The sequence below is a fragment of the Mesorhizobium sp. M0991 genome (genome assembly GCF_040318915.1).
Lineage (GTDB): Bacteria > Pseudomonadota > Alphaproteobacteria > Rhizobiales > Rhizobiaceae > Mesorhizobium.
Window position 1 is genome coordinate 13,621 of record NZ_JAMYNE010000018.1, and the last position, 23,997, is coordinate 37,617.

At 58.4% G+C, this 23,997-nt stretch carries 23 protein-coding genes and 2 pseudogenes; 10 read left to right on the plus strand and 15 right to left on the minus strand.

Features of this window, described 5'->3' with window-relative positions:
• Window positions 1–6 precede the first annotated feature (6 nt).
• Window positions 7–1,224, plus strand: coding sequence for a TraB/TrbI/VirB10 family type IV secretion system protein (locus NKH70_RS23675; protein WP_352700473.1), 1,218 nt, complete (start codon window positions 7–9; stop codon window positions 1,222–1,224).
• Window positions 1,225–1,235: 11 nt separating this feature from the next.
• Window positions 1,236–1,508 (plus strand): DUF2274 domain-containing protein, encoded by a 273-nt coding sequence (locus tag NKH70_RS23680; RefSeq protein WP_023718715.1) that lies wholly within the window; start codon window positions 1,236–1,238, stop codon window positions 1,506–1,508.
• A 443-nt stretch (window positions 1,509–1,951) separates the two neighbouring features.
• On the opposite strand, the gene NKH70_RS23685 is transcribed toward NKH70_RS23680, so the two are convergent.
• From NKH70_RS23685 to NKH70_RS23710, 6 genes are all read right to left on the minus strand, one after another.
• Entirely contained in the window at window positions 1,952–3,274 is a 1,323-nt protein-coding gene (locus NKH70_RS23685) for a DUF4062 domain-containing protein (RefSeq protein WP_352835261.1), read from the minus strand.
• 83 nt (window positions 3,275–3,357) lie between these two features.
• Entirely contained in the window at window positions 3,358–4,395 is a 1,038-nt protein-coding gene (locus tag NKH70_RS23690; RefSeq protein ID WP_023718712.1) for a hypothetical protein, read from the minus strand.
• A gap of 20 nt (window positions 4,396–4,415) precedes the next feature.
• Complete coding sequence (locus tag NKH70_RS23695; RefSeq protein ID WP_023718711.1) at window positions 4,416–4,634, minus strand: KTSC domain-containing protein; 219 nt, start codon at window positions 4,632–4,634, stop codon at window positions 4,416–4,418.
• 3 nt (window positions 4,635–4,637) lie between these two features.
• Window positions 4,638–5,915 (minus strand): ATP-binding protein, encoded by a 1,278-nt coding sequence (locus NKH70_RS23700; RefSeq protein ID WP_353026205.1) that lies wholly within the window; start codon window positions 5,913–5,915, stop codon window positions 4,638–4,640.
• The gene (locus NKH70_RS23705) at window positions 5,828–6,535 is read right to left on the minus strand and encodes a helicase HerA domain-containing protein (RefSeq protein WP_353026182.1); all 708 of its coding nucleotides are present in this window, start codon (window positions 6,533–6,535) and stop codon (window positions 5,828–5,830) included. The genes NKH70_RS23700 and NKH70_RS23705 overlap by 88 nt, the downstream gene beginning before the upstream one ends.
• Window positions 6,522–7,700 carry an SIR2 family NAD-dependent protein deacylase gene (locus NKH70_RS23710; protein WP_352700474.1) on the minus strand — a complete coding sequence of 393 codons (1,179 nt, stop codon included), beginning with the start codon at window positions 7,698–7,700 and terminating at the stop codon, window positions 6,522–6,524. The genes NKH70_RS23705 and NKH70_RS23710 overlap by 14 nt, the downstream gene beginning before the upstream one ends.
• A 503-nt stretch (window positions 7,701–8,203) precedes the next feature.
• Between NKH70_RS23710 and NKH70_RS23715 the strand changes: the two are divergent.
• A pseudogene (locus NKH70_RS23715) lies at window positions 8,204–8,913 on the plus strand (IS110 family transposase); the annotation flags it as partial.
• On the opposite strand, the gene NKH70_RS23720 reads toward NKH70_RS23715, so the two are convergent.
• From NKH70_RS23720 to NKH70_RS23735, 4 genes are read right to left on the minus strand one after another with little or no spacing between them, the layout of a single operon-like run.
• Window positions 8,863–9,249, minus strand: coding sequence for a hypothetical protein (locus NKH70_RS23720; protein WP_353026208.1), 387 nt, complete (start codon window positions 9,247–9,249; stop codon window positions 8,863–8,865). The pseudogene NKH70_RS23715 and the gene NKH70_RS23720 sit on opposite strands and share 51 nt — an antisense overlap.
• Entirely contained in the window at window positions 9,233–9,619 is a 387-nt protein-coding gene (locus NKH70_RS23725; protein WP_353026209.1) for a hypothetical protein, read from the minus strand. Before NKH70_RS23725 ends, NKH70_RS23720 begins: the two co-directional genes overlap by 17 nt.
• A 9-nt stretch (window positions 9,620–9,628) precedes the next feature.
• Window positions 9,629–9,937, minus strand: a complete 309-nt coding sequence (locus NKH70_RS23730) for a hypothetical protein (protein WP_353026185.1) — start codon at window positions 9,935–9,937, stop codon at window positions 9,629–9,631.
• Window positions 9,934–10,419 carry a hypothetical protein gene (locus NKH70_RS23735; RefSeq protein ID WP_023718705.1) on the minus strand — a complete coding sequence of 162 codons (486 nt, stop codon included), beginning with the start codon at window positions 10,417–10,419 and terminating at the stop codon, window positions 9,934–9,936. The genes NKH70_RS23730 and NKH70_RS23735 overlap by 4 nt, the downstream gene beginning before the upstream one ends.
• Window positions 10,420–10,556: 137 nt before the next feature.
• Here NKH70_RS23735 and NKH70_RS23740 point away from each other — a divergent pair, with 137 nt between their 5' ends.
• Complete coding sequence (locus NKH70_RS23740; RefSeq protein ID WP_352700475.1) at window positions 10,557–10,709, plus strand: hypothetical protein; 153 nt, start codon at window positions 10,557–10,559, stop codon at window positions 10,707–10,709.
• A 43-nt stretch (window positions 10,710–10,752) separates the two neighbouring features.
• On the opposite strand, the gene NKH70_RS23745 is transcribed toward NKH70_RS23740, so the two are convergent.
• The 5 genes and pseudogenes from NKH70_RS23745 to NKH70_RS23765 form a co-directional block, all read right to left on the minus strand.
• A complete protein-coding gene (locus NKH70_RS23745; RefSeq protein WP_245278576.1) occupies window positions 10,753–11,451 on the minus strand; it encodes a thermonuclease family protein in 699 nt (232 codons plus the stop codon).
• A 120-nt stretch (window positions 11,452–11,571) separates the two neighbouring features.
• Window positions 11,572–11,844 (minus strand): hypothetical protein, encoded by a 273-nt coding sequence (locus NKH70_RS23750; RefSeq protein WP_023680062.1) that lies wholly within the window; start codon window positions 11,842–11,844, stop codon window positions 11,572–11,574.
• An 898-nt stretch (window positions 11,845–12,742) separates the two neighbouring features.
• Window positions 12,743–13,813, minus strand: coding sequence for a GDP-mannose 4,6-dehydratase (gmd, locus tag NKH70_RS23755; RefSeq protein WP_023718702.1), 1,071 nt, complete (start codon window positions 13,811–13,813; stop codon window positions 12,743–12,745).
• A gap of 131 nt (window positions 13,814–13,944) precedes the next feature.
• A pseudogene (locus tag NKH70_RS23760) lies at window positions 13,945–14,261 on the minus strand (nodulation factor ABC transporter ATP-binding protein NodI); the annotation flags it as partial.
• A gap of 476 nt (window positions 14,262–14,737) precedes the next feature.
• Window positions 14,738–15,103, minus strand: a complete 366-nt coding sequence (locus NKH70_RS23765; protein WP_023718700.1) for a hypothetical protein — start codon at window positions 15,101–15,103, stop codon at window positions 14,738–14,740.
• Between the two features lie 796 nt (window positions 15,104–15,899).
• Here NKH70_RS23765 and NKH70_RS23770 point away from each other — a divergent pair.
• The 6 genes from NKH70_RS23770 to NKH70_RS23795 all read left to right on the plus strand — a co-directional run bounded on the left by NKH70_RS23770 (window position 15,900) and on the right by NKH70_RS23795 (window position 22,551).
• Complete coding sequence (locus tag NKH70_RS23770; protein WP_352700476.1) at window positions 15,900–16,889, plus strand: nodulation protein NodZ; 990 nt, start codon at window positions 15,900–15,902, stop codon at window positions 16,887–16,889.
• 153 nt (window positions 16,890–17,042) lie between these two features.
• Complete coding sequence (locus tag NKH70_RS23775) at window positions 17,043–17,204, plus strand: hypothetical protein (RefSeq protein ID WP_352479197.1); 162 nt, start codon at window positions 17,043–17,045, stop codon at window positions 17,202–17,204.
• Between the two features lie 55 nt (window positions 17,205–17,259).
• The gene (locus NKH70_RS23780; protein WP_352700477.1) at window positions 17,260–18,720 is read left to right on the plus strand and encodes a mannose-1-phosphate guanylyltransferase/mannose-6-phosphate isomerase; all 1,461 of its coding nucleotides are present in this window, start codon (window positions 17,260–17,262) and stop codon (window positions 18,718–18,720) included.
• Between the two features lie 633 nt (window positions 18,721–19,353).
• Complete coding sequence (locus NKH70_RS23785) at window positions 19,354–19,650, plus strand: DUF4917 family protein (RefSeq protein WP_352700502.1); 297 nt, start codon at window positions 19,354–19,356, stop codon at window positions 19,648–19,650.
• Window positions 19,651–19,887: 237 nt separating this feature from the next.
• On the plus strand, window positions 19,888–20,346 hold the full coding sequence (locus NKH70_RS23790; protein ID WP_352467057.1) for a (2Fe-2S)-binding protein: 459 nt from the start codon (window positions 19,888–19,890) through the stop codon (window positions 20,344–20,346).
• 3 nt (window positions 20,347–20,349) lie between these two features.
• Window positions 20,350–22,551: a xanthine dehydrogenase family protein molybdopterin-binding subunit gene (locus tag NKH70_RS23795; protein WP_352700478.1), complete on the plus strand. Its 2,202-nt coding sequence runs from the start codon at window positions 20,350–20,352 to the stop codon at window positions 22,549–22,551.
• Window positions 22,552–23,997 lie beyond the last annotated feature (1,446 nt).

Genomic DNA, 23,997 nt, shown 5'->3' on the forward strand with positions numbered 1-23,997 from the left:
CGGCCCATGACGGATACTTCCCGCTCCGATCCTTCACCGAAACTCGATCCAGAACAGCTCCAGCTGCGGGCCCCGCCCCGCCGCGCTGTGCGCTTCAAGCGCGGCATTATTGTCGCCATTGCAGCTGTTGGTTCCGGCACCGTTCTAGGCATCACCATGATGGCGCTGCAGGGACCGGCACTGCGCATCAAAGAGCAGGCTGAAGAGCTTTACAACACTGAGCGGAAGCCAACCGCGGAGGCAATTGAAAGGCTGCCTAAGGACTATTCCGGGATCAAGCCCAAGCCTCCGGTGCTTGGACCACCGCTGCCCGGCGACCTCGGCCGCCCCATCCTTGAGCACCAACGCCAGCTGGGCATCGCGCCGGGCCAGGAGGTTTCGGCGGAGGAGCAGCGCCTTGCACAGCAGGCGATCGAGGCGCGCGAATCGCAAATCTTCTTCCGGATCGAAAATCGACCCCGGCAAGCGGATGCCGCCGGCAACGGGCAGGGCGGGCGTCCACCCTTTGATGGAACGGCTCCACAATCCGATGCCGCACGCGATTCAGCTTCCGTTGCACCGGCCGAGGGCGACCAAAACAATCAACAGCGCAAGCTCGATTTTGTCAGCCAGCGGAACACAAGTGGAATCTACAATCTGCATGCACTGCAGACGCCGGCTTCGCCGTATCAGCTGATGGCCGGCAGCGTCATCGCAGCGAGCCTGATCACTGGCATCAATTCCGACTTGCCCGGCCTCGTCGTCGCACAGGTCACCGAGAATGTGCACGACACAGTCACCGGCAGCACCTTGCTCATTCCGCAAGGCTCTCGCCTGATTGGCACCTATGACAGCGTTGTTGCCTTTGGACAAAGGCGCGCGCTGCTGGTCTGGCAACGGATACTGCTGCCCGACGGCTCTTCGATCGAAATCGACAATCTGCCGGCGACGGACACCGCCGGCTATGCCGGGCTTGAGGACAAGGTGGATTTCCACACCTGGCAGCTGATGAAAGGCGTTGCGCTGGCCACGTTGCTGGGGGTCGGCACCGAGCTGAGCCTCGGGCAAGACGAAAGCGACCTGGTCAAAGCAATCCGCGAATCCGCTCAGCAGAACGTCAGTCAAGCTGGCCAGCGCATCACCGAGAAGAACCTCAATATTCAGCCCACGATCACCGTCCGCCCTGGTTGGCCACTGCGCGTCATCGTGCACAAGGATCTTGTGCTGCGACCGTACCCGAATTGACTGGAGTCATCATGACCAATCTGAAACTCGGCAAACTTCCGGATCGGACACCTTCGAAGATCACCATAAGCGTAAGTGCAGACCTGAACCAAGCACTGAAGGACTATGCGGCGCTTTATCGTCAGACCTATGGCGAGTCCGAATCGGTAGCGGAACTCATCCCGTTCATGCTGGCGGAGTTCCTGGAGAGCGATCGAGCGTTTGCCAAGGCCAGAAAGGAAGGGCTCCCTGTCGTCGACAAGTCAGAGAAATCGCGGCGGCAGCCAATTTCAGGGTCCGAATAAGTGACAGCGACCAGTGAGTCCGAGGGGGCACCTTTCTAGGCGGGCAAATGCATTGAAGCAACTTGCCGGCGGCAAGCCGAAACACAGGGCACAAAAGACGAGCTGATCTGCCCCGAACCAATGCCGGCTCTGCGCCCGTTGTCGGTCGTTGCGGACTGTTATGCAGGCTCCTAAAAGCAGACGCTACAATTCCTTCGAATCGTCCGAGAGTGTGAAATGGGACTTTCACACTGAGACGGTCTTCTCTAAGGAACGACTCAATTTAGTAGATCGAATTATCCATAGGAGGCTCTTGGGGAACACTTCTACTATGGAATTGATCCAAAGACAGCGCCAGACAGTGAGGGCTTTGTTTTGGGCCGCTTGCAGTCCAACCCGTCCGAGTTTTTCTAGCGTGGCCTTTGGATGGTCGTATAGATCGTAGCTCGCCGACGCAACGATTGCTACAGGGTGAGGGCTCCGCTCTCCGCCTGCCTATGGGCGTACTCGTAGGATTGCAGGAAGTCGTCCGCAGTGCCGACACATTCCGCAAGTCCGAACCGATCGCGCAGGATTTCGTCCATCGGATCACTGGCGATTGACACGTAGAGCCCGGCTCCACTACCGCGCTCTACCAACACGCGTCTCGCATTTTCATCCCGGAGTGAGTGGCCAACAACAATCACTGGTCGATTCCCGATCACTTGGGCGATGCTACTCCAGTATAGACTGTCGAGGCGAGCGTGGGCTGCGTCCTCTTCGGTGACAATCAATGAAGAGGGGCTACCGACGGACCCATCGACCTGAAATATGGTGAGTTGCTCTCCGTCCCCACGAACCTCACCGTTCGATGATCGGACTGTGTAGGGCACGCCTCGTGCGACGCTGGCCCGCTCGAACAGGTCGTCGTAATTAGTGGTGACGATGTGGCGGAAGCTTGAGACCGCCGCCAGATGGCCAAGCGTCGGCGCCACACCTTGCACCATATCGAATGCTTGAACCACAGTCCTTTCCAGCTCCGCTCGGCCGAACCGGCGCTCAACGGCAGAAGCGACGTCCGCGAAGCGGTGCCTCGCGAGGATACGGTCCCCGTCGATGCCAAGCGACAAACGCGCGCCGAAGAGTTCAATCATCACGTTAGCCGTCGGCAGTCCAGCAGACACCGATATGCCTGCGCCAGCTAAGAGCACCGGGTCGAGACCGACGAAGCCGGTAGGAATCGGCATCCTGTCGAATTTCCGTCCAGAGGCCCCCGTAAGTGTCCGGATGCCAGTGAGCCGCTTCTCGGCCATCTCCTTCAAGACCGAGCGGTGGAAAAGATCAAGCAAAGCGTCTCCTACCTTGCGCTCGAGTTCATCAATCCACTCGAACTCTTGCCTGAAACGGCCAGCCTCCCAATCTCCGACCTCCCGGCGAAACGAGTCGCGCGCTATTGCCTCCACCGTGGTGTTGGACGATCCGTACGGGATCTTCTTGAAGAAGGGAAGAATCGGCAGCCCGATCGTTTTGGCGTACAGAGCCTCCATATGCGTTACCGATCGTCCTTCGCCGCCTCCAGGGCCGGTCGGCGGGATCCAACCGTAGCTGTCTCCACTCAGCAAGACGAAGAGGTGAGATGCCTCAATCTCTGCGCGGATGACGTCCCAACTGGCGCTACCATCGGGATGCATGTTTTCGGCATTGACGGGTTCAAGGTTGAGAGAGCTGAGCCGTGCAGACACGGCCCGACGCGCATCGCCGAGATCATTCATCGTGCTACTAATGAACACACGTAACCTGCTGGACACCGGCACTCTCCCATCCGAAGAACGCAATCTGTCACCCGCCATTAAAACGGGCGGCGTCAAGCGCTCTAGTCTCTCTACGCTGCTTAAGTGCCCAGGGCTCTGATTTCCTGTTCTACCACACGATAGCGCTCCCTAACCTCCTCTCCGGAGTAGAAGCTGATTAGATCCTGTTTCGACAGGGTTCCGTCCTTCATGAATTTCGCCAGATACCGGCCGTTGAATTCCATCAGGGAAATGCTCTTTTCTAGCCGCGCCAGAATCGCTTTGGCAGTCTCGATATTGGAAAGGACAAGCGAGCGGATGGCTGCCGCGTCAGAAAGATCCTTCGCAGTCCGGCTAACGATGAGGGCGAGTATTTCCAAATCGATGTCATCGCTCTTGGGTCGCAGAACAAGGTCCCGCGCCAACGCATAGGCGATCGCCAAGTTGCGGTAGTCGCCGCGGGCTGAATCCACAATCACCACAAAACCGACACCGGGAATGAACTTCAGGTCGTTGACTTCGGCGAGCACCGAATTGTCAGCCAAAGTAGCGTCCAGAACGATGATGCCGGCCTGTCCGTCGCGGTTGGCTTGGGTCTCCAGAAGTTGGCTCCAGGCGGTGTCGAAAGACTTGGAGAAGACGTCCTTGGATCGGATGTCGCCGAGCCGAATACCCTTGTCGAACTTGCACTCGATAGCGATGCGCGCGCCCGGACGCCCCGCTATCTCGCACAGGATATCCCCCGTCTTGTTCCGCGGAAGCAGTCCTGTGCTGCTTCCGGTTAGATGCACGGTGTCTTCAAACCGGCGTGATTTGATGAGGTCGTTGAGGAAGTCCGCGATCTCAATCTCAGCGTGCGCACCCTTGGCGGCGCTTTTGTAGAAAAGCTCTTGCTTCATATCGAAGATCAGCTTCAGGCTTTCCAGTTCGGTGCCGAGACTGTTTGCAGTTTGAGAGAGGAACGAAGACAGCCGGTCCTCCATCAGAGCAAGGACACCGATGTAGAGCGCTCGATGCAGCTTTTCATCACGATCGGCTGCAGGCAACCGGTTGAAGAAGGCGAACACCACCTCGTTTGCTAGCTCAAAGGACGAGATTTCGACCCGGCGTCGTTTCTGGTCGAGCGAGACGGTTGCCATGCGGTTGGGGCCTCCAGGGTTCAGACGCGGCTGTAGCGGTAGTGTCCCTTCAAGTTCGCGGCTAGAAAGACGCCTTTTGACTCGGACCGTTCGAACTCCTCAGCCATACGTGCCGGCACACCGTAATATTCGTACACGCCTCCATTATTGAACAGAACCTGCAGAACCTGCGTCCCCTCATCGTATCGCAATGCCTGGATGCTGGAGGAAGTGAATGGTGCAAAGTCTCGGAATGCCATGATCTAGGCCTCGTTGGAGTTTGTGAGGGAAGGATTCTGTTGCCGCCAGACACGAACGAAATCGTCGTATGATGCGTCCGCGTTGAGGTGAATATTCCATCCGCCCGGCGATTGGGAATCCTCTGGCATCTGGACGTCGCAGACCAGTGGATCCTGGCTGTCGGGCCTGCGGTCCTTGGGCGGGGCCTGGATAGTTGCTCGCATCGGCATGTTGACGGCTTCGCCTAGCACTATGGCTTCTCCCGTCCGCAAGATAGGCAACATGTTCGTCAGACCCTCAAGATTGTCCGAGAGCGTGCCGGTCACGTGTGAGCGATCGGTCGCGTTGCTCAGCCGTAGCGCGAAAAAAGTTCCGCACTGAGAGAGGATGGTCGGATCGATTTCGGCGGGGCGCTGGCTGACAATCATTGCACCGATGCCGTATTTTCGCCCTTCCTTGACTATCCGCTGCACGATGCTCGCCGCCAGGCCGTCGTTAGCGCCGTTGAGATAGTTGTGAGCCTCTTCCATGACTATCAGCAACGGACGTTCTCGCCCTCCCTCGGAGAGGTTTCGAGCCCAGAACAGTGCATCGTAGAGGACGCGCAGCACGACCCCGATGATGTCGTTGGTCATGGATGACGGCACGCCGGACAGGTCGATGATGCTGGTGTTGCGAGCGCTCCCAATCCATTGCTTCATCAACTCCATTAGGTCTTTTTCGACCTTTCCGTCCAGGGCAGGATGCCAATCACCCGCCTTCAGAAGAAAGTCGAACCGTGACACCCGGAGCTTGGACCCTAAATTTTCAAGCGCGCTGGCGAGATTGAGAGGGTCCGGAAGATAGCGGATCTTCTCATCGTCCCCCTTGATATCCTTGACCCTGCGGAAGCGAGGAGCGACGCCCTTCATCGCGTCGCCCACCATATCGTTGCCCGCGCCATCCTTCTCATACATCCACGAGCTCGGATCAGATGGATTGCCGAGCGCGGGATTGTAAGTTCCGAACTCGGCGCAATACAGGTCATACCAGAGTTTGTTCAGAGAGAAGGGAACAGGGCTGTCTCCGCCGACACTGGCTTCGTCAATCCCGGCAAGTGGGTAGGTGCGCAGGAACGCGCCTTTGGCTGCGATCACGCGTTCTAGGATGACGTTCCGCGCCTTGCCGTCTGCCGGTAGAGCCCCAAAGGTCAGGCGGAGCATTTCATCGAAATTCAGAGCCCAATAGGGGATGCGGAGCGGAAGCTCGTTGGCGGCCTTGGCGTTTGGATTGATTCGAAAAATGTTCGCCCGATCCCCCAGCGCTTTTGGGTATTCTCCAGAAGATCGAGAACAACGATCCTTGATGATGGAAACCGGCCTGGATCCGACAGCGCGGATAAGATGCCTGCGACGGTCGTCGACTTGCCCGATCCCGTGGTTCCGACGATTGCCGAGTGGCGCGTGACCAGTTTATTGATGTCGACAAGGGCGTCGATCGACTCGCTTCCCGTAATGTGTCCTACTCTTACGTAGTTGTTGAGCGCGCCCACGCGGCCGTAGATCGCCTGAAGATCGGTCTCGGAGACGAGGTGAACCTCGTCGTCGATGGTGGGGTACTGGGAGATGCCCCGCTGGAAGCTCTCGGACTTATGACCTTCCCCGATCAGCTGCACCGTCATCCACCGATGACTTTCTGCCTGCTCTCCGACCCTGGAGGCAGGGACAGCACTGGCTCCCACCTGACTGACGATTCCGAATAATTCTGTATAGCCGACCGGGATCTTGACGAAGCTGCCGATCTGGCCGATGCGGTAGCCTTGGCCCCTGACAAAGGTCAGCCCCGAATGCTGCCCGGAACCGAGCGTAACGCTCACAGTCGTTCCACTGACGTCCTGAACCGTGCCAATGACCGTCGCGAGGGCCGATTCAGACGGCGTCATCTTCGGTCACCTCACCGGTGAGATAACGGATCAAAAAGCCGAAATGAGCGAAATTACCTACGCCGACTTTTGTCTTTCCGTCGGCCGCTTTGATGACTATGCCCGGTGGTATAGAAGAGGAAACGTCATCAGCGAGGGCCTTCCAGAGCCCTTCAATTCGCCCGATTATAGCCGAATGATCGCCCAAGATGCTCAGGTTCGGCAGCTGAAGTCCGCACTCGCGAGCCTTCTTGTAACGAACATCAGCGGGATCACCGTATATAAGGCCGAAGACCTGGGCGGTCGGATTGGCTTCCAGAGACCTGCAGATGACGTCATTAATGTGCTCATCGCTAAACGAATAGCCCGACATGAACAGGATTGCATTCGGCTGAAGGATGAAGGCCTTCAATCGGTCGAGCATTGCCAGATAGGGCATCTTCCGGCTCTGATCGTATTTAAGATGCGACGGATAGATCAGATACGAGGTGCTCGTGTCGCGGTTGTCTGACCGCACGACTCTCTTGCCATCACCCGTCAAGCGCCAATTGAGCGAGCCGTGTATTTTCCATAAGCGCGCCCAGCGAGCTGGAAGCAGGTTTTCATCTTCTACGGCCCCAAGGTCAAAAAACGCCTTCCGAGTTCCGACGAAGCCATCGAAATAAGGTGTGGCGGACTCTTCGAGCGCTTGTTCGACCAAGAGATCGTAGTTGGTAGTAAATATCTGAACCGGTTTGGCGCGTCGGATCGATCGGGCCCAGATCGCCAAGTCGTGATACGCAGAACTGCGATCCGGCAGGGCCTTATCCACTTGCTCACTGATGACGGCGCAAATCTCGGCATCCAGCTGATCGAGCGTTGTTCGGTCGAGCCCTCTGACTGTACTAGGACCAGCAACGGCGGCCAGTTGCCGGATGTAGCTTAAGATATATTCAATATTATTGGCTCCGCCATCGTCCTCGATCACGGCCGTGAGCAACTTCTTCCATGCTTCCTTGTGCGCCCCGACGGCGAAGGTCTCGCTAATCACTTTGGTTAGGCCGGCGACGTCAGGGATCAAGGCCGAGCCGTCGGCCAACCGGATCGATAGCGGACATCCGGCTCCAATGAAGAAGCCGACCGCTCTCTTGTTTTGGGATAGAGCCTGCTGGATATAATGTATCTGGCGTACAGCTTCGTGTTCCAAGTATTTACCCCCGTCGCCCTCACGACGAACTATTTAGCACCGTATCTGATTGCTACGATTCGCGCCAAGGCAGTTGACGGTCCTATAGCAATTAGTGCGATGAGGGTATTGGCGGCAAGCTAAGTCTGGATGACCGCGCGGTGACAAAGAAGAATCACCTCGAAAAGGTCGGCGAGCTTGACGAGAAATTCGCCAAACTCGCCAAATCGTCGGCCAAGTTACTCAAGTCCACCGAGAGCCGAAGAGATCCGGGTGCAGGTGTAGGGTGCGTAGATGTCGCAAATTCCCTCGATGTGTATGTCGTCAGTGTGAAATACGGTTTTCACACTATCGGACATGCCCAAGGAATTTTGACGTCAGCTCACGGGCCAACAGCGGAACGGCCGCCTCTGAGCATCATCATACTGTGTGCTGCCAGTCCGCTCTCGTGAAGATCCTATGGGGATGGAAGGCGACCAGCGCTCTGCCAGAGTGAAGCCGCCAAACATCACCTGGAGGTCAGCATGCAAGCCAACACCACGGCCGCTATCCGCGTCGATCTTGCCGCAATATTTGTCTCGTTAGAACTGTCTCGTTCAAAATGGCTCGTGACTTCGCTTTCGCCAGGTGGGGGCGAGAGAATGTCGAGACACCTCGTGCCGGGGGGCGACATTCCGGGTTTGCTCGATCACTTCGCAGAGCTGCAACGAAAGGCGGAAGTGCGGACAGGGCGGCGTTTCCGGGTCATATCAATCCAGGAAGCTGGTCTGGATCGATTCTGGATACATCGGGTCCTCGAACGCGAAGGCATCGAGAGTTATGTCGTGGACCCGGCATCCATTGCCACATCGCGTCGCCGCCGGCGGGCCAAGACCGACAGGATTGATGGGGAAGCACTGGTTCGAGCGTTGTTGGCCTACAACCGCGGCGGAGCCTCGGGTTTGCGCGATGTTGCGAGTGCCAACGCCGGAGGAGGAAGACCGTCGCCGGTTGGTGCGGGAGCGGAAGGCGCTGACGAACGAGCGGATCAGGCACGTCAACAGGAGAAAGGGCCTTTTGTTCAGCCAAGGTGTGTCCGGATACGAACCGTTGAAAGGCGATCGACGCAAATGCCTCGACGCGCTCATTACCGCAGATGGGCGTCCACTGCCGCCAGCGTTCATTAGCGCAGATCAGCCGCGAGCTAGATCGCATCGAGTTGCTGATCCAGCAGATCAAGGATGTTGAAGAGGCACGCGACGCCTTGGGGCGCCTGCTCCTGAGTTGGCTTTGGAGTTGGAACAGGAATAGGCGGCTCATCTGTTGGGGAGGTGAGATCGCTTGGCTGCTCTATGGTCGGCAAAGCCACTGGCTCCGGCAAGGTTTTATCCCAGAGACCAAGCTTGATGCCCAGCCCAATCCCGACTGCCGCCACTGCAATGGCCCCGCCTGTCGCCATTCGGCGAATGGCGGTCGCTCGAGCTGTTTTCTCTTGAGCCGCGGCTTGAGCTTGCAGGGTCGGAATTGCCGACCTCTTGACGGCGAGATCGACGGCTTGTTCAAGCAGCGTGGTGTTATGCCTGACGAGCACTTTTGCGGTCCTTCATTGATACCGTCACGAGATCAGCGACCTCAGGCGGCAAATCTTGGTCCAGGGCTTTTCGAAGAACTTCGGGGTCGTCCGTGAAGAGCGGAACATAGAGGATCTCTTTGACCACCTTTTCCACAGGCACCTCAACCCGCTTCTCAACCTCTTTCTCGACCATAACTTCGACTGGTACCTTAATCGTTCGAATTCGGCGCCAACGCCAACTCAGAAGCATTCTGCGGAGCAGCCTGGAAGTCTTGCTCTCTGAATTGTCCTCTTCTCGGGCGGCAATGCGCTGGAGCGCTAGAGCGACCATTGCCGTAATTGGTCCCGCGAGCGCGGCGATGAGCGCGAGCGAGCCGAACCAAATCACAGAGATTATTCAGGCCTGGGCCTCAGTCTCCAGTTCAGGTTTGCTGCCGTACCAGCGGGAGGCAATACGGCGGACCTGATCTGTTCGCGCCATGGGGATCCGCTCCTTCTCCAAACCGCTGAGTTCCTTGGCAATCAGGTCTTGTCTGACCTGGTTTTGGGCCGAGATGTGTGCCTTGTTGGCCTCAGCGGCCTGCGCTTCTGCGAGCCGTTTGCCAGCGTCATCCAATCGGCGCTGCCAAGCCCCGGCATCACTGTCGCGCGTCTGTTCCAACGTCGAGCGTCTATCCATAAGTTTTTGCCTCTGGTCGGCAGTCATAGGAGGGCTGCTTGCCCGCAAACATCGAAACCTGCACGCAGGGCGGCGACCTCTTGGTCGAGCGGCTCTATCTGAGTGTCGAACTTGGCTATAATTTTAGTGCGTGGATTAGCAAGTTTCGCCACTTCTGATTCTAGCCGGCGTGCCGAGTCGCTATCGCCGGAATCGCGCGCCATCTTGATACGTTCAACAAAGCTGTCGCGTTGACGCTCGAACTGATCAACGGCTTCCTTTGCTTCGCCGTCGCGCTGCTGAATCAACGCCAATCGAACCGCGCTTTTTTCCTCCACTTGGTCGCGAACGCGCGACGCTTCTGGAGTAAGGGCGGTCGTTCCCTCCAATTCAGCATTGACCTCGGCAATCTGCGACTGAAAGGTCGCCCGGGATTTTTCCGCAAGAGACGCAAGCTGCTCAATTTCGGAACGCGCCTGTTCGACCTGATCGGATTTTCGGCCAAGTTCGTCGGCCGAGGCCAGCTTCATAGCCTCCTGGGTCCAGCGCGTCGATTTTGTTTACGAGTTCCTCGTAACGCAGTTGGCGCAGAGCACCCGCTCGCTCCATTCCCATAAACACCGTCTCAAAGGTTATGCCTGCCAGAACGAGGAGGAAGACCAAGATCATGGGCTTCCAGAACCAGGACGCACTAAAAAGCAGGGTGGCTATCGGTATTTTGGTGAGCTCAGCAATTGCCACCATGAGAAAGGGCGCACTGGCGAGCGTCAAATCCATGGCAGTTACGGATTCGCTCGCAGAAAACGCCATGGACACCTAGAGCTACGCCTGTCGTAAGGCCAATCGCTGCCGCAGCGATCTTGCTAGCAGAGTGTTTCGCATGGGATCCCATCCTTGTCGCGATCGAGTTTTCCGCCCCATGAGCAGTTTTGCAGGTACCAGTTGGCTTCGTCGCAGGAACCGATCTGCTTGCACGTTCTCCGCGGCTCGCAAGAATAGCCGCTCTGCGCGACCAGCTTACGGCTGATGATGCCCAGCGGGCGACTCGACGGCGCCGCGCCGTCGGCGTGCGCAGCGCGCCATTCCCAGGGTGCCTGAAACGTCCCGGCCCACAGGCCGATCTTTGAGGCTTGGGCTTGCGCCTGCTGCCCCCCATAGGCGCCCTGGCTGTAGTGAGGCCAATCCAGCGCCTGGCCGTGCTTGACCATCCAGGCGGCCACGCCCGCGCCGTCGGCGCGCCGACAATCGCCGACAAAGCGGTGGTAGCGGTCCCACGTCACGAATGTGCATTCGAGCGGCCTCGACGCGGCCAGGAAAGCGTCCAGCGCTTCGGCCGATCGCCGGCCGCAAGGATACTCGGCGCCATTCGCATCGCGGCACAGCTGCCGGCTCTCTGGCGCGTCGATGCCGTTGAAGCGGACGCGCTGGCCGTGGATTTCGATCGTATCGCCGTCAATGACGGAAGCGACACCGGTAAGCGAGGCGGGCGCCGCCCTTCGTGGGCTGGCCTTTGATGCATCGTCGCTACGTTGCGCGCCCGACGGCGCCAGGAAGGCGGCCACCGCCGCTGCCGTAAGACCGAGCATTGCCGGCACGCTCGCAAGTTGGCGCCGCCACAGCTTGGCACCGGTGGGTCTCTGCCACCGATTGGATCGATATTTGCGGTATGGCCTGCTCATCCGCTACGCCGACCAGCCCGGCCATGCGCTGTCGACCATGGGCAGGCCGGCGCAATAGTAATCGTCAAGGAACCGCCCGGTGGACCGGTCGCGGCAGCGCCAGATAACGCTGTAGTTCTGGCCATAGAATTGGTCCCACGCGACGCCATAGGTTTGTGGTGGCGGTGGCCGGTAATATGTTCCGCCTCCATAGCCGTTGTTGGCAGCGACACCCACAGCTGCGCCGCCGACAGCCGCGATTGCTATGCCTGTCGCGACAGCATTGTCGGTTTGCACAAGCCTGGTGCACTTCTCTGCTGTTGCGCCCCTGCGCACTAGAAGGGCCGCTACCCTGCTACGATACTGTTCGTCCGTGCTGCTGGCGAGAACGTGACATAGCGCAACGGTATTCATTGCCGTGAGATCGCTGTCCGACACGACAGCGCTCGTAGAGCAGCTGCTGACGCACAGGGCTGCACTTGCGATGAGTGCTCCAATTTTCATGTGAATCCCCCAAACAAATATTGGGGCGAGTCCGACCTGGAAGTCCAGAGTTTTGTTTTTCACTTTGCTACGATTCACAGCATGCTGCGGCTAGCTGGCATCCACTGCAACCAACCGTTCCGCCGGTCGTTGACTGATGCTGGGTTGATCTCAGCCACTCCAGAACTTGCCCGCTGGCTCAAAACCGGCGGGCTTTTTTTCCGCGACGCCGGAAGGCTCTATCTCGCCGCATGTTGTGGTACATCGGCACGGCGTCATCGGGCCGTGCCGTTGACCAAGGTGGTCCCTCCGCCATGGTCGGCCGGCGCAGCCTTGACCGTCCGCGCGGGCCATCCCAATCAAGCCCGCTGGCTTCGGTCGGCGGCTTTCTATTTGATGCCCGGCGCCGTCGGCTTGGATCTAGATCCTCGCCAGTGCCGGATTTGAAGGTAAGCTGCGGCGGTATGATCGCACTTCGCGCGGACGGACCATTGGTGTGCAGCAAGAGCGCCGAGTTCATTCGGCCAAGATTCTGCACTAGGCCGAGGTAGGTGAAGGCAGATAGCTATCCGGTAATCGACTGGATAAAATTTGGGGGAAACGTCAGGGCGGCCATAACTTTGCAGTCTTCAGACGCGAGGCGGCCTACAACAGCGCTGCCCACCATGCTTGTGGCCCGCGACCCACACGGCTTTTCCCTTCAGATCGTACATTATGCTTCCTTCATGATTACCGATGTCTGCATGACCTTTAGGTCTTCCCGCACCATTTCCGCGGCGAGCTCGCGCACGGATGTCTCATGCACCCAGCCGAGCTTCTCCTTCGCCTTTGTGGCATCGCCCAGGAGAAGATCGACTTCCGTGGGGCGGAAGTAGCGTGGGTCTACCTGGACTAGGCATCTGCCGGTCTCGACATCATAGCCCTTTTCGTCGACTCCCTCACCACGCCATTCGAGCTCGACGCCGACATCTTCGAAAACCCATTCGACGAATTGGCGGACAGGGGTCGTCTTGCCCGTCGCCAGCACGTAATCATCCGGTTGATCCTGCTGCATCATCATCCACATACCACGCACGTACTCACGCGCATGGCCCCAATCGCGTTGAGCATCGAGATTGCCGAGATAAAGCTTGTCCTGCTTGCCGAGGTAGATAGCAGCGGCGGCGCGGGTGATCTTGCGCGTCACAAAAGTTTCGCCGCGCAGTGGGCTTTCATGATTGAAGAGAATGCCGTTGGAAGCATGGATACCATAGGCCTCGCGATAGTTGACCACGATCCAGTAGGCGTAGAGCTTGGCGGCGGCGTAAGGGCTGCGCGGATAAAAGGGCGTTGTTTCGTTCTGCGGTACGGATTGCACGAGGCCGTAGAGCTCTGAAGTCGAGGCCTGATAGAAGCGGGTCTTGTCCTTCAGACCGAGGAGGCGGATCGCCTCAAGAAGTCGCAATGTTCCGATACCGTCGGCGTTTGCTGTGTATTCCGGCGTTTCGAACGACACCTGGACATGGCTCTGAGCGGCCAAGTTGTAAATCTCGTCTGGCTGGGATTCCTGAACTACTCGGATGAGATTAGTCGCATCAGTGAGGTCACCGTAATGCAAAATTAGGCGCGGATCGGGATCGTGCGGGTCTTGGTAGATGTCTTCGATGCGACCCGTGTTGAAGGAAGAGGAACGTCGCTTAATCCCATGAACGACGTAGCCTTTTTCCAGCAGAAGACGCGTGAGATAGGCACCATCCTGTCCCGTTATGCCCGTAACCAGAGCAACTTTCCTGTTCTCGCCCATTTTCTTCCTGCTCTATGGTAGTTGAAGTTTCGAATCTGGCTCGCCACACCGGCGGCCCGCCTCATACCCTATGGTAGGATTTCGACAGATGCGGCGCGGAGCTCGTCATTGACAGTGTCAGCCAGCGAGCACACCTGCTCCGGCTTCGAGGCATAGCAAAACAGAGTCTCGCCGCTAACCTGCCTAAGTCGCACATGCGGCCTGAGTGCCGAACTCAGCTCGCGGGGTGAGCGACATAGATTTCAATCACGTCGCACCCGATTTGCTCATCAATCAGCGAGTTAGGACGCCCTTCTGGGATTCTACATCCGTTCTCAAGCACGCACAGTCGGTTGCATAGCCGCTCCGCTTCTTCCACGAAGTTGGTGGCCAGTAGAATCGTATTGCCCTGCGCCAGCAGGGCACGTAGCCGTTCCCAGATAAAATGGCGAGCATGTGGGTCCAAGCCACACTAGAACTCCACCATCCCTCTTTTGCGCTGACCAAGTAATCTTTGCCTGCTTCAGCGTCTTCTAATGGAAATTGTTTTGATCAGTGAAATCGATTGTTTGGATGAGGTGCATCCATAAAATGGATTGTTTGACAGGCAGCGCGGCACATCGGCGGCACAAAGTCGTGGGCGCGAGGTTTCGCTCCGCGCGAAGACAAAGTTCGTGGCAGTCGGGGGCTTTGGGCGAACCGCACATCTGAGACGGCGGCGAAAAGCCGGGTAGGGCATTACGTATTGACCTCCAAGGAATTTCGGGCGCGCTAGCCCGAAAACGGTAGCTGGGCTTCAACGATGGGCGGGACGAGGCGACCATCAAACTGTGTTTCATACTGTAGGCGATCGCAGTGCGGCGAATTTGAACGGCCGCCTTTGCCAGCCCTCGCCATCGCATCCGGCTACAGGTGCCGAAGATCTTCTCGATCCGAGTACAAATTCTAAGGATCGGTTGGTTCCAGGCGTCGAGCTTTCGGCCTCGTCGCGCCCCCACATAGCGGTTGCGACGATGCGCGGCCTTCCACCCTTGGCGCGCACCGCGTCGCCGAGATGATTGCCTCGGTAGGCGCTGTCGGCAAACACTTCGCCGGGATTGTCGGGCAGAGCATCAGGAACGGCGTTGCCGTCCTCGGTGTGGGCGCCGTGACGGCGATCTCCTCGACAAGGGCCGTCTCGGCGTAGGCACCGAAATGGGCTTTGAAGCAATGAAACGCTGGTCGGCGCTTGTACTTGACCCAATGGCCCTCTTCATCATCTTCGCTGGCCGAGGCGATGATCGCCGCATCGACCGGCGTGCCGATCTTCACCTGGATCGCTGAACTGGCGGGTGATCTCGGCGAACAACAGGGTCATGAACCTCAAGGGCCTGTCGAAAACGGACGAGAGCGGGTTCGCACAGGTGTCGGCTCTGACACCGAGAACCCGCAGAACCGTCGGAACGATCCTCCACATGGCTGCAGACGCCAAAATTCCTCTCCCGGCCATCGTCGCACAGCATCGCGTGCCAGTCGCTCAGTCCAGCCGGCTCGAAAGCTATCCGGCAGGAGTTGCGCCATGTTGGCGCACTTGAAAGCGTCAGAGGGCGCCGTGTCGCATCTTTCGGTGGGACCGACGCCATGATGGCCATAAATGACGTGGATGGCCTGCGCCTGACATTCGACGGCTGGCGGGTCCTGCACATCCGTCCTTCAGGAAACGCCCGCAAATGACATGTTACGTTGAGGCAGTTAAGAATTGGACTGAAAAAGGGACTTTGTGGACTGCCTCGACCGGCTGTTTCGCTTAGCTAAGCGCGGCCCCACGTCAGCAGAGGCTCATGGTCAAGGAACGCCTTAGTATCCATCACATGGATGGGCCACATTCACGCAATCAATTTTACACATGTCGCCGGGCGCATTAGAGAACGCTGAATTTAAACCGGAAGCGAGTGTACCCGGCGTCAAGATTTGCGAGCGTCACAGAAGATAAGGATAGGCAGTGCTGAGGGAGCTCTTCTGCCCCACGCGCAGCCTCTACCAAATCGCCCGGCGTAACGGTCGACTAGTATCGATTAAGAGATCCCAAGCCAGATGCAACCTCGTCTCTGAAACGAGATTTCCGAAAATGCAGGTCAGTGGATTGGTAAAGCGCAGGTTCGTCGTCTCTCAGAGGCGTACGGGCTTCGGTGATTGTCTGTGGTCGCTGGCGGCCGCTTGGCGCTACGCTCAGCGGTCGGGACGAACGCTAGCCGTCGACTGGCGCGGGTCCTGCTATCTCGACCAACCCTTCACAAATGCCTTTCCGGTGTTCTTCCAACCGATCAATGACATCGCTGGCGTACCGGCTATTTGCGACGACCGGATCAACGACTTTTCCTTCCCGGGTCCATTCTTCCCGGAGTGGTGGAATAGGCCAGCGATCGACTGCCTTTACCGCCCAGATGAGCAGATTTTCCAAGAGCGCGACGAGTTGGGCGAGCTCTTTCAGGCCGAACACGATGTCGAAGCGAACACAGTAGTGTGTGACGCTTGCTTAATGTGGCGCTGCGATGAGGATGCCGAGCGGCAGGTCTTCCAGAGTGTCAAGCCTCGGTCTGAAATTCAAACACGCATAGATGCCATTTACCAAGAATGTTTTGAGGGGCACAGCATCATCGGGGTTCATGTTCGACATGGTAACGGTGAAGACATCATGGACCATGCGCCCTACTGGGCCGATCCGGAGTTCGCCGTTCAACAAGTGTGCACTGCGGTTGATAAGGCTAAAGCGTTACCGCACCCCAAGCCTGTGCGGCTGTTCTTGTGCACGGACAGCGCGCAAATCCTGGATCACCTGTCGGCCAGGTTTCCCGATCTTCTCACCGTCCCCAAGCATTTCCGATCCGATCAAGACGGCCCCTTGCACACTGCAGCACTTGGGATGGACGGCGCAATTTCCGCCCTCGTTGAGATGTATCTTCTCGGGCGCTGCGATACCGTTATTCGGTTTCCTCCGACGAGCGCCTTTACACGATATGCACGCCTTTTCGTACCGCGGGTAATTGAGTTCGATCTGAAGGACCCAAGTCGTTTGATTTTGATAGAAGGCAGCCAAAGAATCTCTCATCTTGATTAGGGCCCGCTACCGGGGCAATTCGGCAGATGCAACGAACAGGCATAGAGACATCGACCGCAATTCACGAGAGGCGGGCCATGGCATACGCTAAATGTCCCGCAGCTGCTCAGCTTGATCCGCAGGCTCGAGGATCCGGACACACTGCAGCAGTTCTTGGCTCCATTCGGGACTGTTGCCGACGTTGATGAAACCAACGGCCTTAGGGCACGAATACAGAATGACGAGATCATTCATCTGCGGCCGTCCGGCAACGCGCCAGAACTTCGCTGTTACTCGGAGCGCCGCAAGACCATCCTAGAGCGACGGCGGTCGTGACGCTGACGCTAAGGGCGCGGGCAATGACGTCCAGAGACGAAATCGAGGTTGTTTAATGAAAGTGGTTCCCGTCATCATCAGCGGTGGAGCCGGATCGCGGCTATGGCCCGCTTCGAGGCAATCGCACCCCAAACCTTTCCTTAAAGTAGCAGATGGACATTCTCTCATTCAGCACACTGTGCTGCGCGTCGGTTCGATAAAGGGCGTAGTGGAACTCGTCGCCGTGACATCTGGGGAACACCTCTTCCTTACCAAGGACGAGTTCGACGAACTAGATTCCGTGGTCCTGCCACGCACCTTTCTGCTCGAGCCTGAAGGCCGGGATACGGCCGCAGCCGTTGCGGCAGCCGCCATCCATGCCAAGGCAACGCAAGGCCCTGACGCGATTCTATGCGTCTTCCCAGCCGATCACATGGTTGGCAACCTGCCTGCATTTTTAGACGTCATGTGCCGGGCCATCGAACATGCGAAGCTCGGGCGGATCGCCACATTGGGCATCGCCCCAACCAGACCGGACACGGCATTCGGCTATATCGAAGCGGATGGTGAGAAAGTCGTCCGTTTCGTTGAAAAACCGGATCTGGACACAGCCAAAGCCTATGTCGCGTCCAAGCGCTTCTTCTGGAACGCCGGCATTTTCTGCTTTAGCGCACAAACCATGCTCGACGAGATGGCATCGCATTGCCCCGCGGTGATCCAGGCCGTCTCCGACAGCTACGAGAACGGGCGCTTCAGTCAAGGCGAAGGCTTTGCCAAAATCGAACTCGCGCCTGAGCATTTCGGCTCCGCCCCGCGAATCTCGCTCGACCACGCTGTCATGGAGAAGACGAACAAACTTGCCGTGGTTGCCTGCGACATGGATTGGAACGACATCGGATCCTGGAACGCAATGGCCGATTTGATCGCCCCCGACGAAAGCGGGAACAGGATACGCGGCGATGTGCATATGGTCGACACGACCGGCAGCTATGTGAGCTCCGACAAGCGCGTCATCGGCACGGTCGGTGTCAGCGATCTGGTGATCGTCGATTCCCCGGACGCTTTGCTTGTCGCATCCCGCGACCGCGTTCAGGACGTCAAGAAGCTGTTCGAGGGCCTCAAGGCTTCAGGACATGAAGCTCACCTGGTCCATAGCACGGTACACCGGCCGTGGGGTACCTACACGGTTCTTGAGGAAGGCGAGCGCTTCAAGATCAAACGCATCGAGGTGAAGCCCGGTCGGCGGCTGAGCCTGCAGATGCACTATCATCGTTCGGAGCACTGGGTCGTGGTCAGCGGCTCCGCGAAAATCGTCAATGGCGAGCAGGAGTTGTTCCTGGCGACAAACGAATCAGCCTACATCCCCTGCGGCCATAAGCATCGGCTGGAGAACCTAGGCAGAATTGACCTGGTGATCATTGAAGTGCAGAGCGGCGATTATCTCGGCGAGGATGATATCGTTCGCTTCGACGACGTATATGGTCGAACGCAGATTTCACCCGCGCATGACGAGAAAGGTCAACGTGTCGCTGGCTAATTGCCACTAGGAAGGCCGTCTGCCCACCCAGGACCGGATGCTTGTGGAATCGGGAATTGACCAAGGCAGCGGCGAATGACCGCAATCGGCATCAGGGTGGGACAAATCAAACGGAAAAGACCGGTGAGCGTAGCAACGCAACACAGTCCCACTGTCGAATAAGCCTTTGATATTTCTGACTTTCCAAGCACCCCGCGCCCACCAAAATGTTTAATGTCAATGGCTTATGGCCGACTTCGCTCTGAAGTGGGCCAAATCGGCCTCGCTATCCCCGCAGCACTCAGTTGATTATTTTCGCATGAAAACGAGCAAGGACAGGGGGAGGGCGATCTTGTGCTGGCTTGTATGTCCAATCTTGCTCCTGTTCGTCGTCAGGTTGTGTGCAGCCGCATAGCGCGGCTATCGCGAGGCTGGAAGCCTCCGATCGATAGGTGCGGCGAACGGGGGCAACGAGGTGCGAATAGGATGGGTGAGCGTATGATCGAGAATACCGCAGCTGCGGTCTAGCGCGAAATGCGGCGTCTGTGACTCATCGGTCATTGCAGCGCGATGAACCGGAAATCATGACCCTAAGCCGCCCTTCATCAGCCCACCAGCGCCCAGAAGAAGGCGAAGATCCGTCACAATGCCCACCTGTACCAAGGCTTCAAGCAGTTCACCGCGAATGTGAAGACCGCCAGCCATTGCTTCTTCATTTTCGGCCATTCGCTCGCTACGAATGACGACCACATCCTTAACCGCATAGCGCGTGGCAAGTTTCGCAAGCTCTGTGTTGGCATCTATGGTGAACCAGCATCCGCGGATAACCAGCGGATCATGAACCACGCGAACGAGCTAGCGGTGCAGCGCAACGAAAAATCGCCGCTTGATGTCGTCTTTTATGATGCTGCTACAGTTCATGTCTGGTGTTTAGGGTTAGAAGCGGAATGACTGCCAACCAGGTCATCGAGCCGGAAACTGACCGGCCGGTCGGCCCAAAAATGACATTCAGTTGCCTCCAGCCTTTCGACACGAGCCACTTCACGATCTCGCGATTGCCAGCTAGCGGCTTGTTGCTCGAGCTGCGCGATCCTAGTCTGTGGTCGCTATGCCTCAGCAAGAAGAGTCCGGTTTCTAGCCGGGCGGAGGGGCAACGAGATAGCCAGCTCAGGACAAGGAGAGCAAGCCATGGTCGCATTTACCCTCAATGGCGAGGCGCGAACACTCGACGTCGATCCAGAGATGCCGCTGCTCTGGGCGATCCGTGACGGCATCGGACTCACAGGAACGAAATTCGGTTGCGGCCTTGCCCAGTGCGGCGCTTGCACGGTTCACGTTAACGGCATGCCGACGCGCTCGTGCCAGACCGCAGTCGGCGACATCGAAGGAGCCTCGATCACCACCATTGAGGGCGTGTCTGGCAAGATCGGCGAAACGGTCCAGGCCGTGTGGGCCGAGTTCGACGTACCTCAATGCGGCTATTGCCAGTCTGGCCAGATCATGTCGGCCGTGGCCCTCCTGACAGAGACGCCGAAGCCGACGGACGATGATATTGATTCGGCGATGAGCGGCAATCTCTGCCGCTGCGCCACCTATCATCGCATCCGCGCGGCCATCCACGAGACCGCCAACCGGCTGGAGACTTGAGGCATGTTGCAGTTTCTCCCGAAGCATAATGCCGTGGGGCCCACGCGCCGCCAGTTCCTCCTCGGCACGGCCGTCACCACCGCGGGCCTCGCCGTGGGCTACCGGCTAATGATGGCCGCGCCCGCCAACGCACAAACGACGCCTGCAGCGGTCCAGGCGAACCCCTTCCAGACCTATGTCGAGATCACACCGGAGAACCGAATCGTCATCCACTCGTCGCAGTTCGAGATGGGACAAGGCTCCTATTTCGGCATCGCCACCCTGGTTATGGAAGAGCTCGACGGCGCCTGGGCGCAGGTCCACGTGGTCGGCGGATATGGCAATACCGCGCTCTACGGCAATCTCGCCTGGGGCGGGGCCGCGCAGGGAACCGGTGGCTCCACGTCGATGAGCTCGTCGTGGGAGCGCTATCGCAAGGCGGGTGCTGCCGCACGGGCCATGCTGGTGGCGGCCGCGGCGCAGCGGTGGGACGTGCCAGCCGGCGAGATCACAGTCGCTTCCGGGGTCGTGTCGCACGCCTCAGGGATGCAGGCGCGCTTCGGTGACCTGGCTGAAGCCGCAGCGGGAATGCCGGTTCCCGACGACGTGCCGCTAAAGCCGCGCGACAAGTGGGCCCAGATCGGATCGGACAGCCTCAAGCGCTACGATTCCGCCGGCAAGACCAATGGCGCGCAGACCTACACGATCGACCTCAAGATGGATGGACTCAATACGGCCGTTATGATCCATCCGCCGAAGTTCGGCGCTGAGATCGAGAGCTTCGACGCCTCCAAGGCCAAGGCACTCGACGGCATTGTCGATGTCGTCCAGACGCCGCGCGGCATTGCCGTGGTCGGCAGGGACATGTGGACGGCGCTCAAGGGCCGCGATCTCGTGGAGGTGACCTGGAACGAAGAGAAGGCCGAAAGGCGCGGCACGGCCGAGATCATGGCCGAATACACTAAGGCAGCAGACGATCCGGGCGCGGCCACCGCGCGCGACGACGGTAACACTCCCGCAGCGTTGGCCAGTGCTGAGAAAGTCATCCAAGGGCACTACGAATTCCCCTATCTTGTCCATGCTTCGATCGAGCCACTCAACGCGGCCGCCCGAATCAACGAAGACGGCACCATCGACGTCTGGGGCGGACACCAGATGCCCGACCTTTATCAGGCGGCTGCCGCTCAAGTAGGCGGCACCACGCCGGACAAGGTGAGGCTGCACGTGATGAAGACCGGCGGCAGCTTCGGCCGCCGAGCGGTCTCGGACGCAGATCTCATTATCGAAGCTGTTTCCACAGCGCGTGCACTGGGACCCGGCAAGCCAGTGAAGGTGCAGTGGACCCGCGAGAACGACATGCGGGGTGGGCGGTACCGGCCGGCCTATGTGCACGCAGTCGAGGCGGGGCTCGACAAGGAAGGCAATGTCGTCGCTCTCCATGACCACATCGTGGGCCAATCGATCGCGGGCGGTTCGCCCTTTGCGGCGATGATCGAGAACGGCATCGATCCGACCTCCGTAGAGGGCGCCACCAACCTGCCCTATGCGATCCCGAACCTGAAGGTCGAGCTGACCACCACGGACGTGAACATCCCAGTGCTGTGGTGGCGTTCGGTAGGCTCCACCCACACCGCTTACGCAATGGAAACCCTGATCGATGAGCTCGCCGCCGCTGCGAACCGTGATCCGGTCGACTTCCGCATGTCGATGCTCGGTCACCATCCACGGCATGCCGGCGTGCTGAAATTGGCTGCTGAGAAGGCAGGCTGGGACAAGCCTCTGCCGGAAGGCCGTTTCCGCGGCGTGGCCCTGCATGAAAGCCTCTCGACTTATGTCGCCGAGGTGGTCGAGATCACCTTCAACGATGGAAATGATTTCAAAGTCGACCGCGTCGTCTGCGCGGTAGATTGCGGCACCGCGATAAATCCTGACCAGATCCGCGCTCAGATGGAGGGCGGTATCGGCTTCGGGCTAGGCGCGATCCTCCAGGAGGAGCTGACCCTGACGGGCGGTGTCGTAGACCAAGAGAACTACGACACCTATATGCCGCTCAGGATCGAGCAGATGCCGCGCGTCGAGGTGCACATTGTGCCGTCCGACGAGCCGCCCACGGGCGTTGGCGAGCCGGGTGTGCCGCCGATCGGCCCGGCCGTCGCCAACGCGCTACGGGCGGCGACGGGCAAGACGATCCGCAAGCTGCCGATCATAAAGAACTTGTCAGCATAGCCGGGAATGACACCATGAAAACGGCCGCGATGAAGATCGCGGTCGTAGGTCGTTTTTGAACGCCTCCTGACATGCGATCACCTCCATTCGATCAATTTCCGGCGGCTGCCCGGTCCAATATACGGTTTAGAGACGGTAACCCGTGTTCTGAACGACCGCCGACGGTCGTTGGTGCTGGTAGCACTAAAGAACCGCTTTCGAGACGCAAATGCCGCACGCAAATGTCTCGAAAGGGTCACGCTAGAGATTTTGTACCACCTAGTTGCATGTCTGCTATCGCTTCTTGGCGCGACAAGCGGCCGGTCCTCTGACGGCCCCATAACAGGACATTGATGTCTTCGCGCTGAGCGTCAGCAGTTGGCGCTACCGCGACCTTTCTCAGGAAGGCTGCACACCGACGCGATCTTCCTTTCGCCTTGCGCAAACCTCCCTTCGGAGTGAGGCGTTCAGTGCGTCGGCTTGGTGGACTGAGGCACTTCTGAGTGGGACAACAACATTGAAAAACATTGGAAAAGATTTGAATGCTCTGAAGTCCCACTGATCTCTTACCAATTGATTTTTATGGCTTTCTGAATACCCTCCGGGCCCACCAAAACTGTTCAATATCAATTAGTTATGGCCATCTTCGCTTTGAAGTGGGCCAATTCAGATACGCTATGTTCCCGCTCTCAGTTTACGATACTTGATCCATAAGAGGGGGAGGGGAGATTATGCCTGCCCTTATGTTCCGTTGTCCTCGTGTTCGTCAGTCAGGTTCTTGCAGCCACATATAGTCCAGGCGTTTCAAGGCTGGAAGGCCGTTGGCGGTGTGTGCGGCAAAAGGCGGTAACGGCCTACGAATGGGATGGTCGCCGCGACCTCGGGAGAATGCGCTGTGACTTCTGCCGAGCCGGAACTATGGCTCGAAGCCGGCCTGGGTCGGCCACCGCGTGATGACCGCTTTTGCGCCTACATTCAGCTATAGAGTCGATCCAGAACCCGCACCAAAAGCAGACACTGCGTCAGTAGAGCCAATAGAGATCACTGCCCGCTACGATGGGCGGGGCTGGCATGCTTAAATGACTTGATACTGTTGCATTATCGTTCATTTTATCCGCTCGACAGGCTGCGCGTTTTGGCGTGAAAATCATGGCGAAAAGCGCAGGGCGGTTTACCCTCGAAGTATGATTCGCCTCGATCCCGCGACCGCCTGCCCCACCGCATCGCCGGCCGTCCCGGCCTGGGCGCTCGCCACCGCCGACACGCCCAGCGACGCCGGCGCCGCCTTCCGGGCTCGCGCCGCCCCGGGCGCGCTCGACGGCCTCGCCCCCTTCAACGACGAAGCTGCTGGCGCCAGGAGATACAGCTTTGCCGCTTGCGGCCCGCCCTCTCTCCCGTCTCCCGATGCAAGGCGGCCCGGATTCGGTAAGAAGCGCGCATGCTCATTGCGTCGACGCATCTAGCAAT

Excerpts from the sequence above, each read along its gene's own strand:
- NKH70_RS23675 (WP_352700473.1), top strand. The coding sequence starts at position 7 with ATGACGGATACTTCCCGCTCCGATCCTTCACCGAAACTCGATCCAGAA.
- NKH70_RS23680 (WP_023718715.1), top strand. The coding sequence starts at position 1,236 with ATGACCAATCTGAAACTCGGCAAACTTCCGGATCGGACACCTTCGAAG.
- NKH70_RS23690 (WP_023718712.1), bottom strand. The coding sequence starts at position 4,395 with ATGGCAACCGTCTCGCTCGACCAGAAACGACGCCGGGTCGAAATCTCG.
- NKH70_RS23695 (WP_023718711.1), bottom strand. The coding sequence starts at position 4,634 with ATGGCATTCCGAGACTTTGCACCATTCACTTCCTCCAGCATCCAGGCA.
- NKH70_RS23705 (WP_353026182.1), bottom strand. The coding sequence starts at position 6,535 with ATGACGCCGTCTGAATCGGCCCTCGCGACGGTCATTGGCACGGTTCAG.
- NKH70_RS23730 (WP_353026185.1), bottom strand. The coding sequence starts at position 9,937 with ATGACTGCCGACCAGAGGCAAAAACTTATGGATAGACGCTCGACGTTG.
- NKH70_RS23735 (WP_023718705.1), bottom strand. The coding sequence starts at position 10,419 with ATGAAGCTGGCCTCGGCCGACGAACTTGGCCGAAAATCCGATCAGGTC.
- NKH70_RS23740 (WP_352700475.1), top strand. The coding sequence starts at position 10,557 with ATGGGCTTCCAGAACCAGGACGCACTAAAAAGCAGGGTGGCTATCGGT.
- gmd (WP_023718702.1), bottom strand. The coding sequence starts at position 13,813 with ATGGGCGAGAACAGGAAAGTTGCTCTGGTTACGGGCATAACGGGACAG.
- NKH70_RS23770 (WP_352700476.1), top strand. The coding sequence starts at position 15,900 with ATGCAGGTCAGTGGATTGGTAAAGCGCAGGTTCGTCGTCTCTCAGAGG.
- NKH70_RS23780 (WP_352700477.1), top strand. The coding sequence starts at position 17,260 with ATGAAAGTGGTTCCCGTCATCATCAGCGGTGGAGCCGGATCGCGGCTA.
- NKH70_RS23790 (WP_352467057.1), top strand. The coding sequence starts at position 19,888 with ATGGTCGCATTTACCCTCAATGGCGAGGCGCGAACACTCGACGTCGAT.
- NKH70_RS23795 (WP_352700478.1), top strand. The coding sequence starts at position 20,350 with ATGTTGCAGTTTCTCCCGAAGCATAATGCCGTGGGGCCCACGCGCCGC.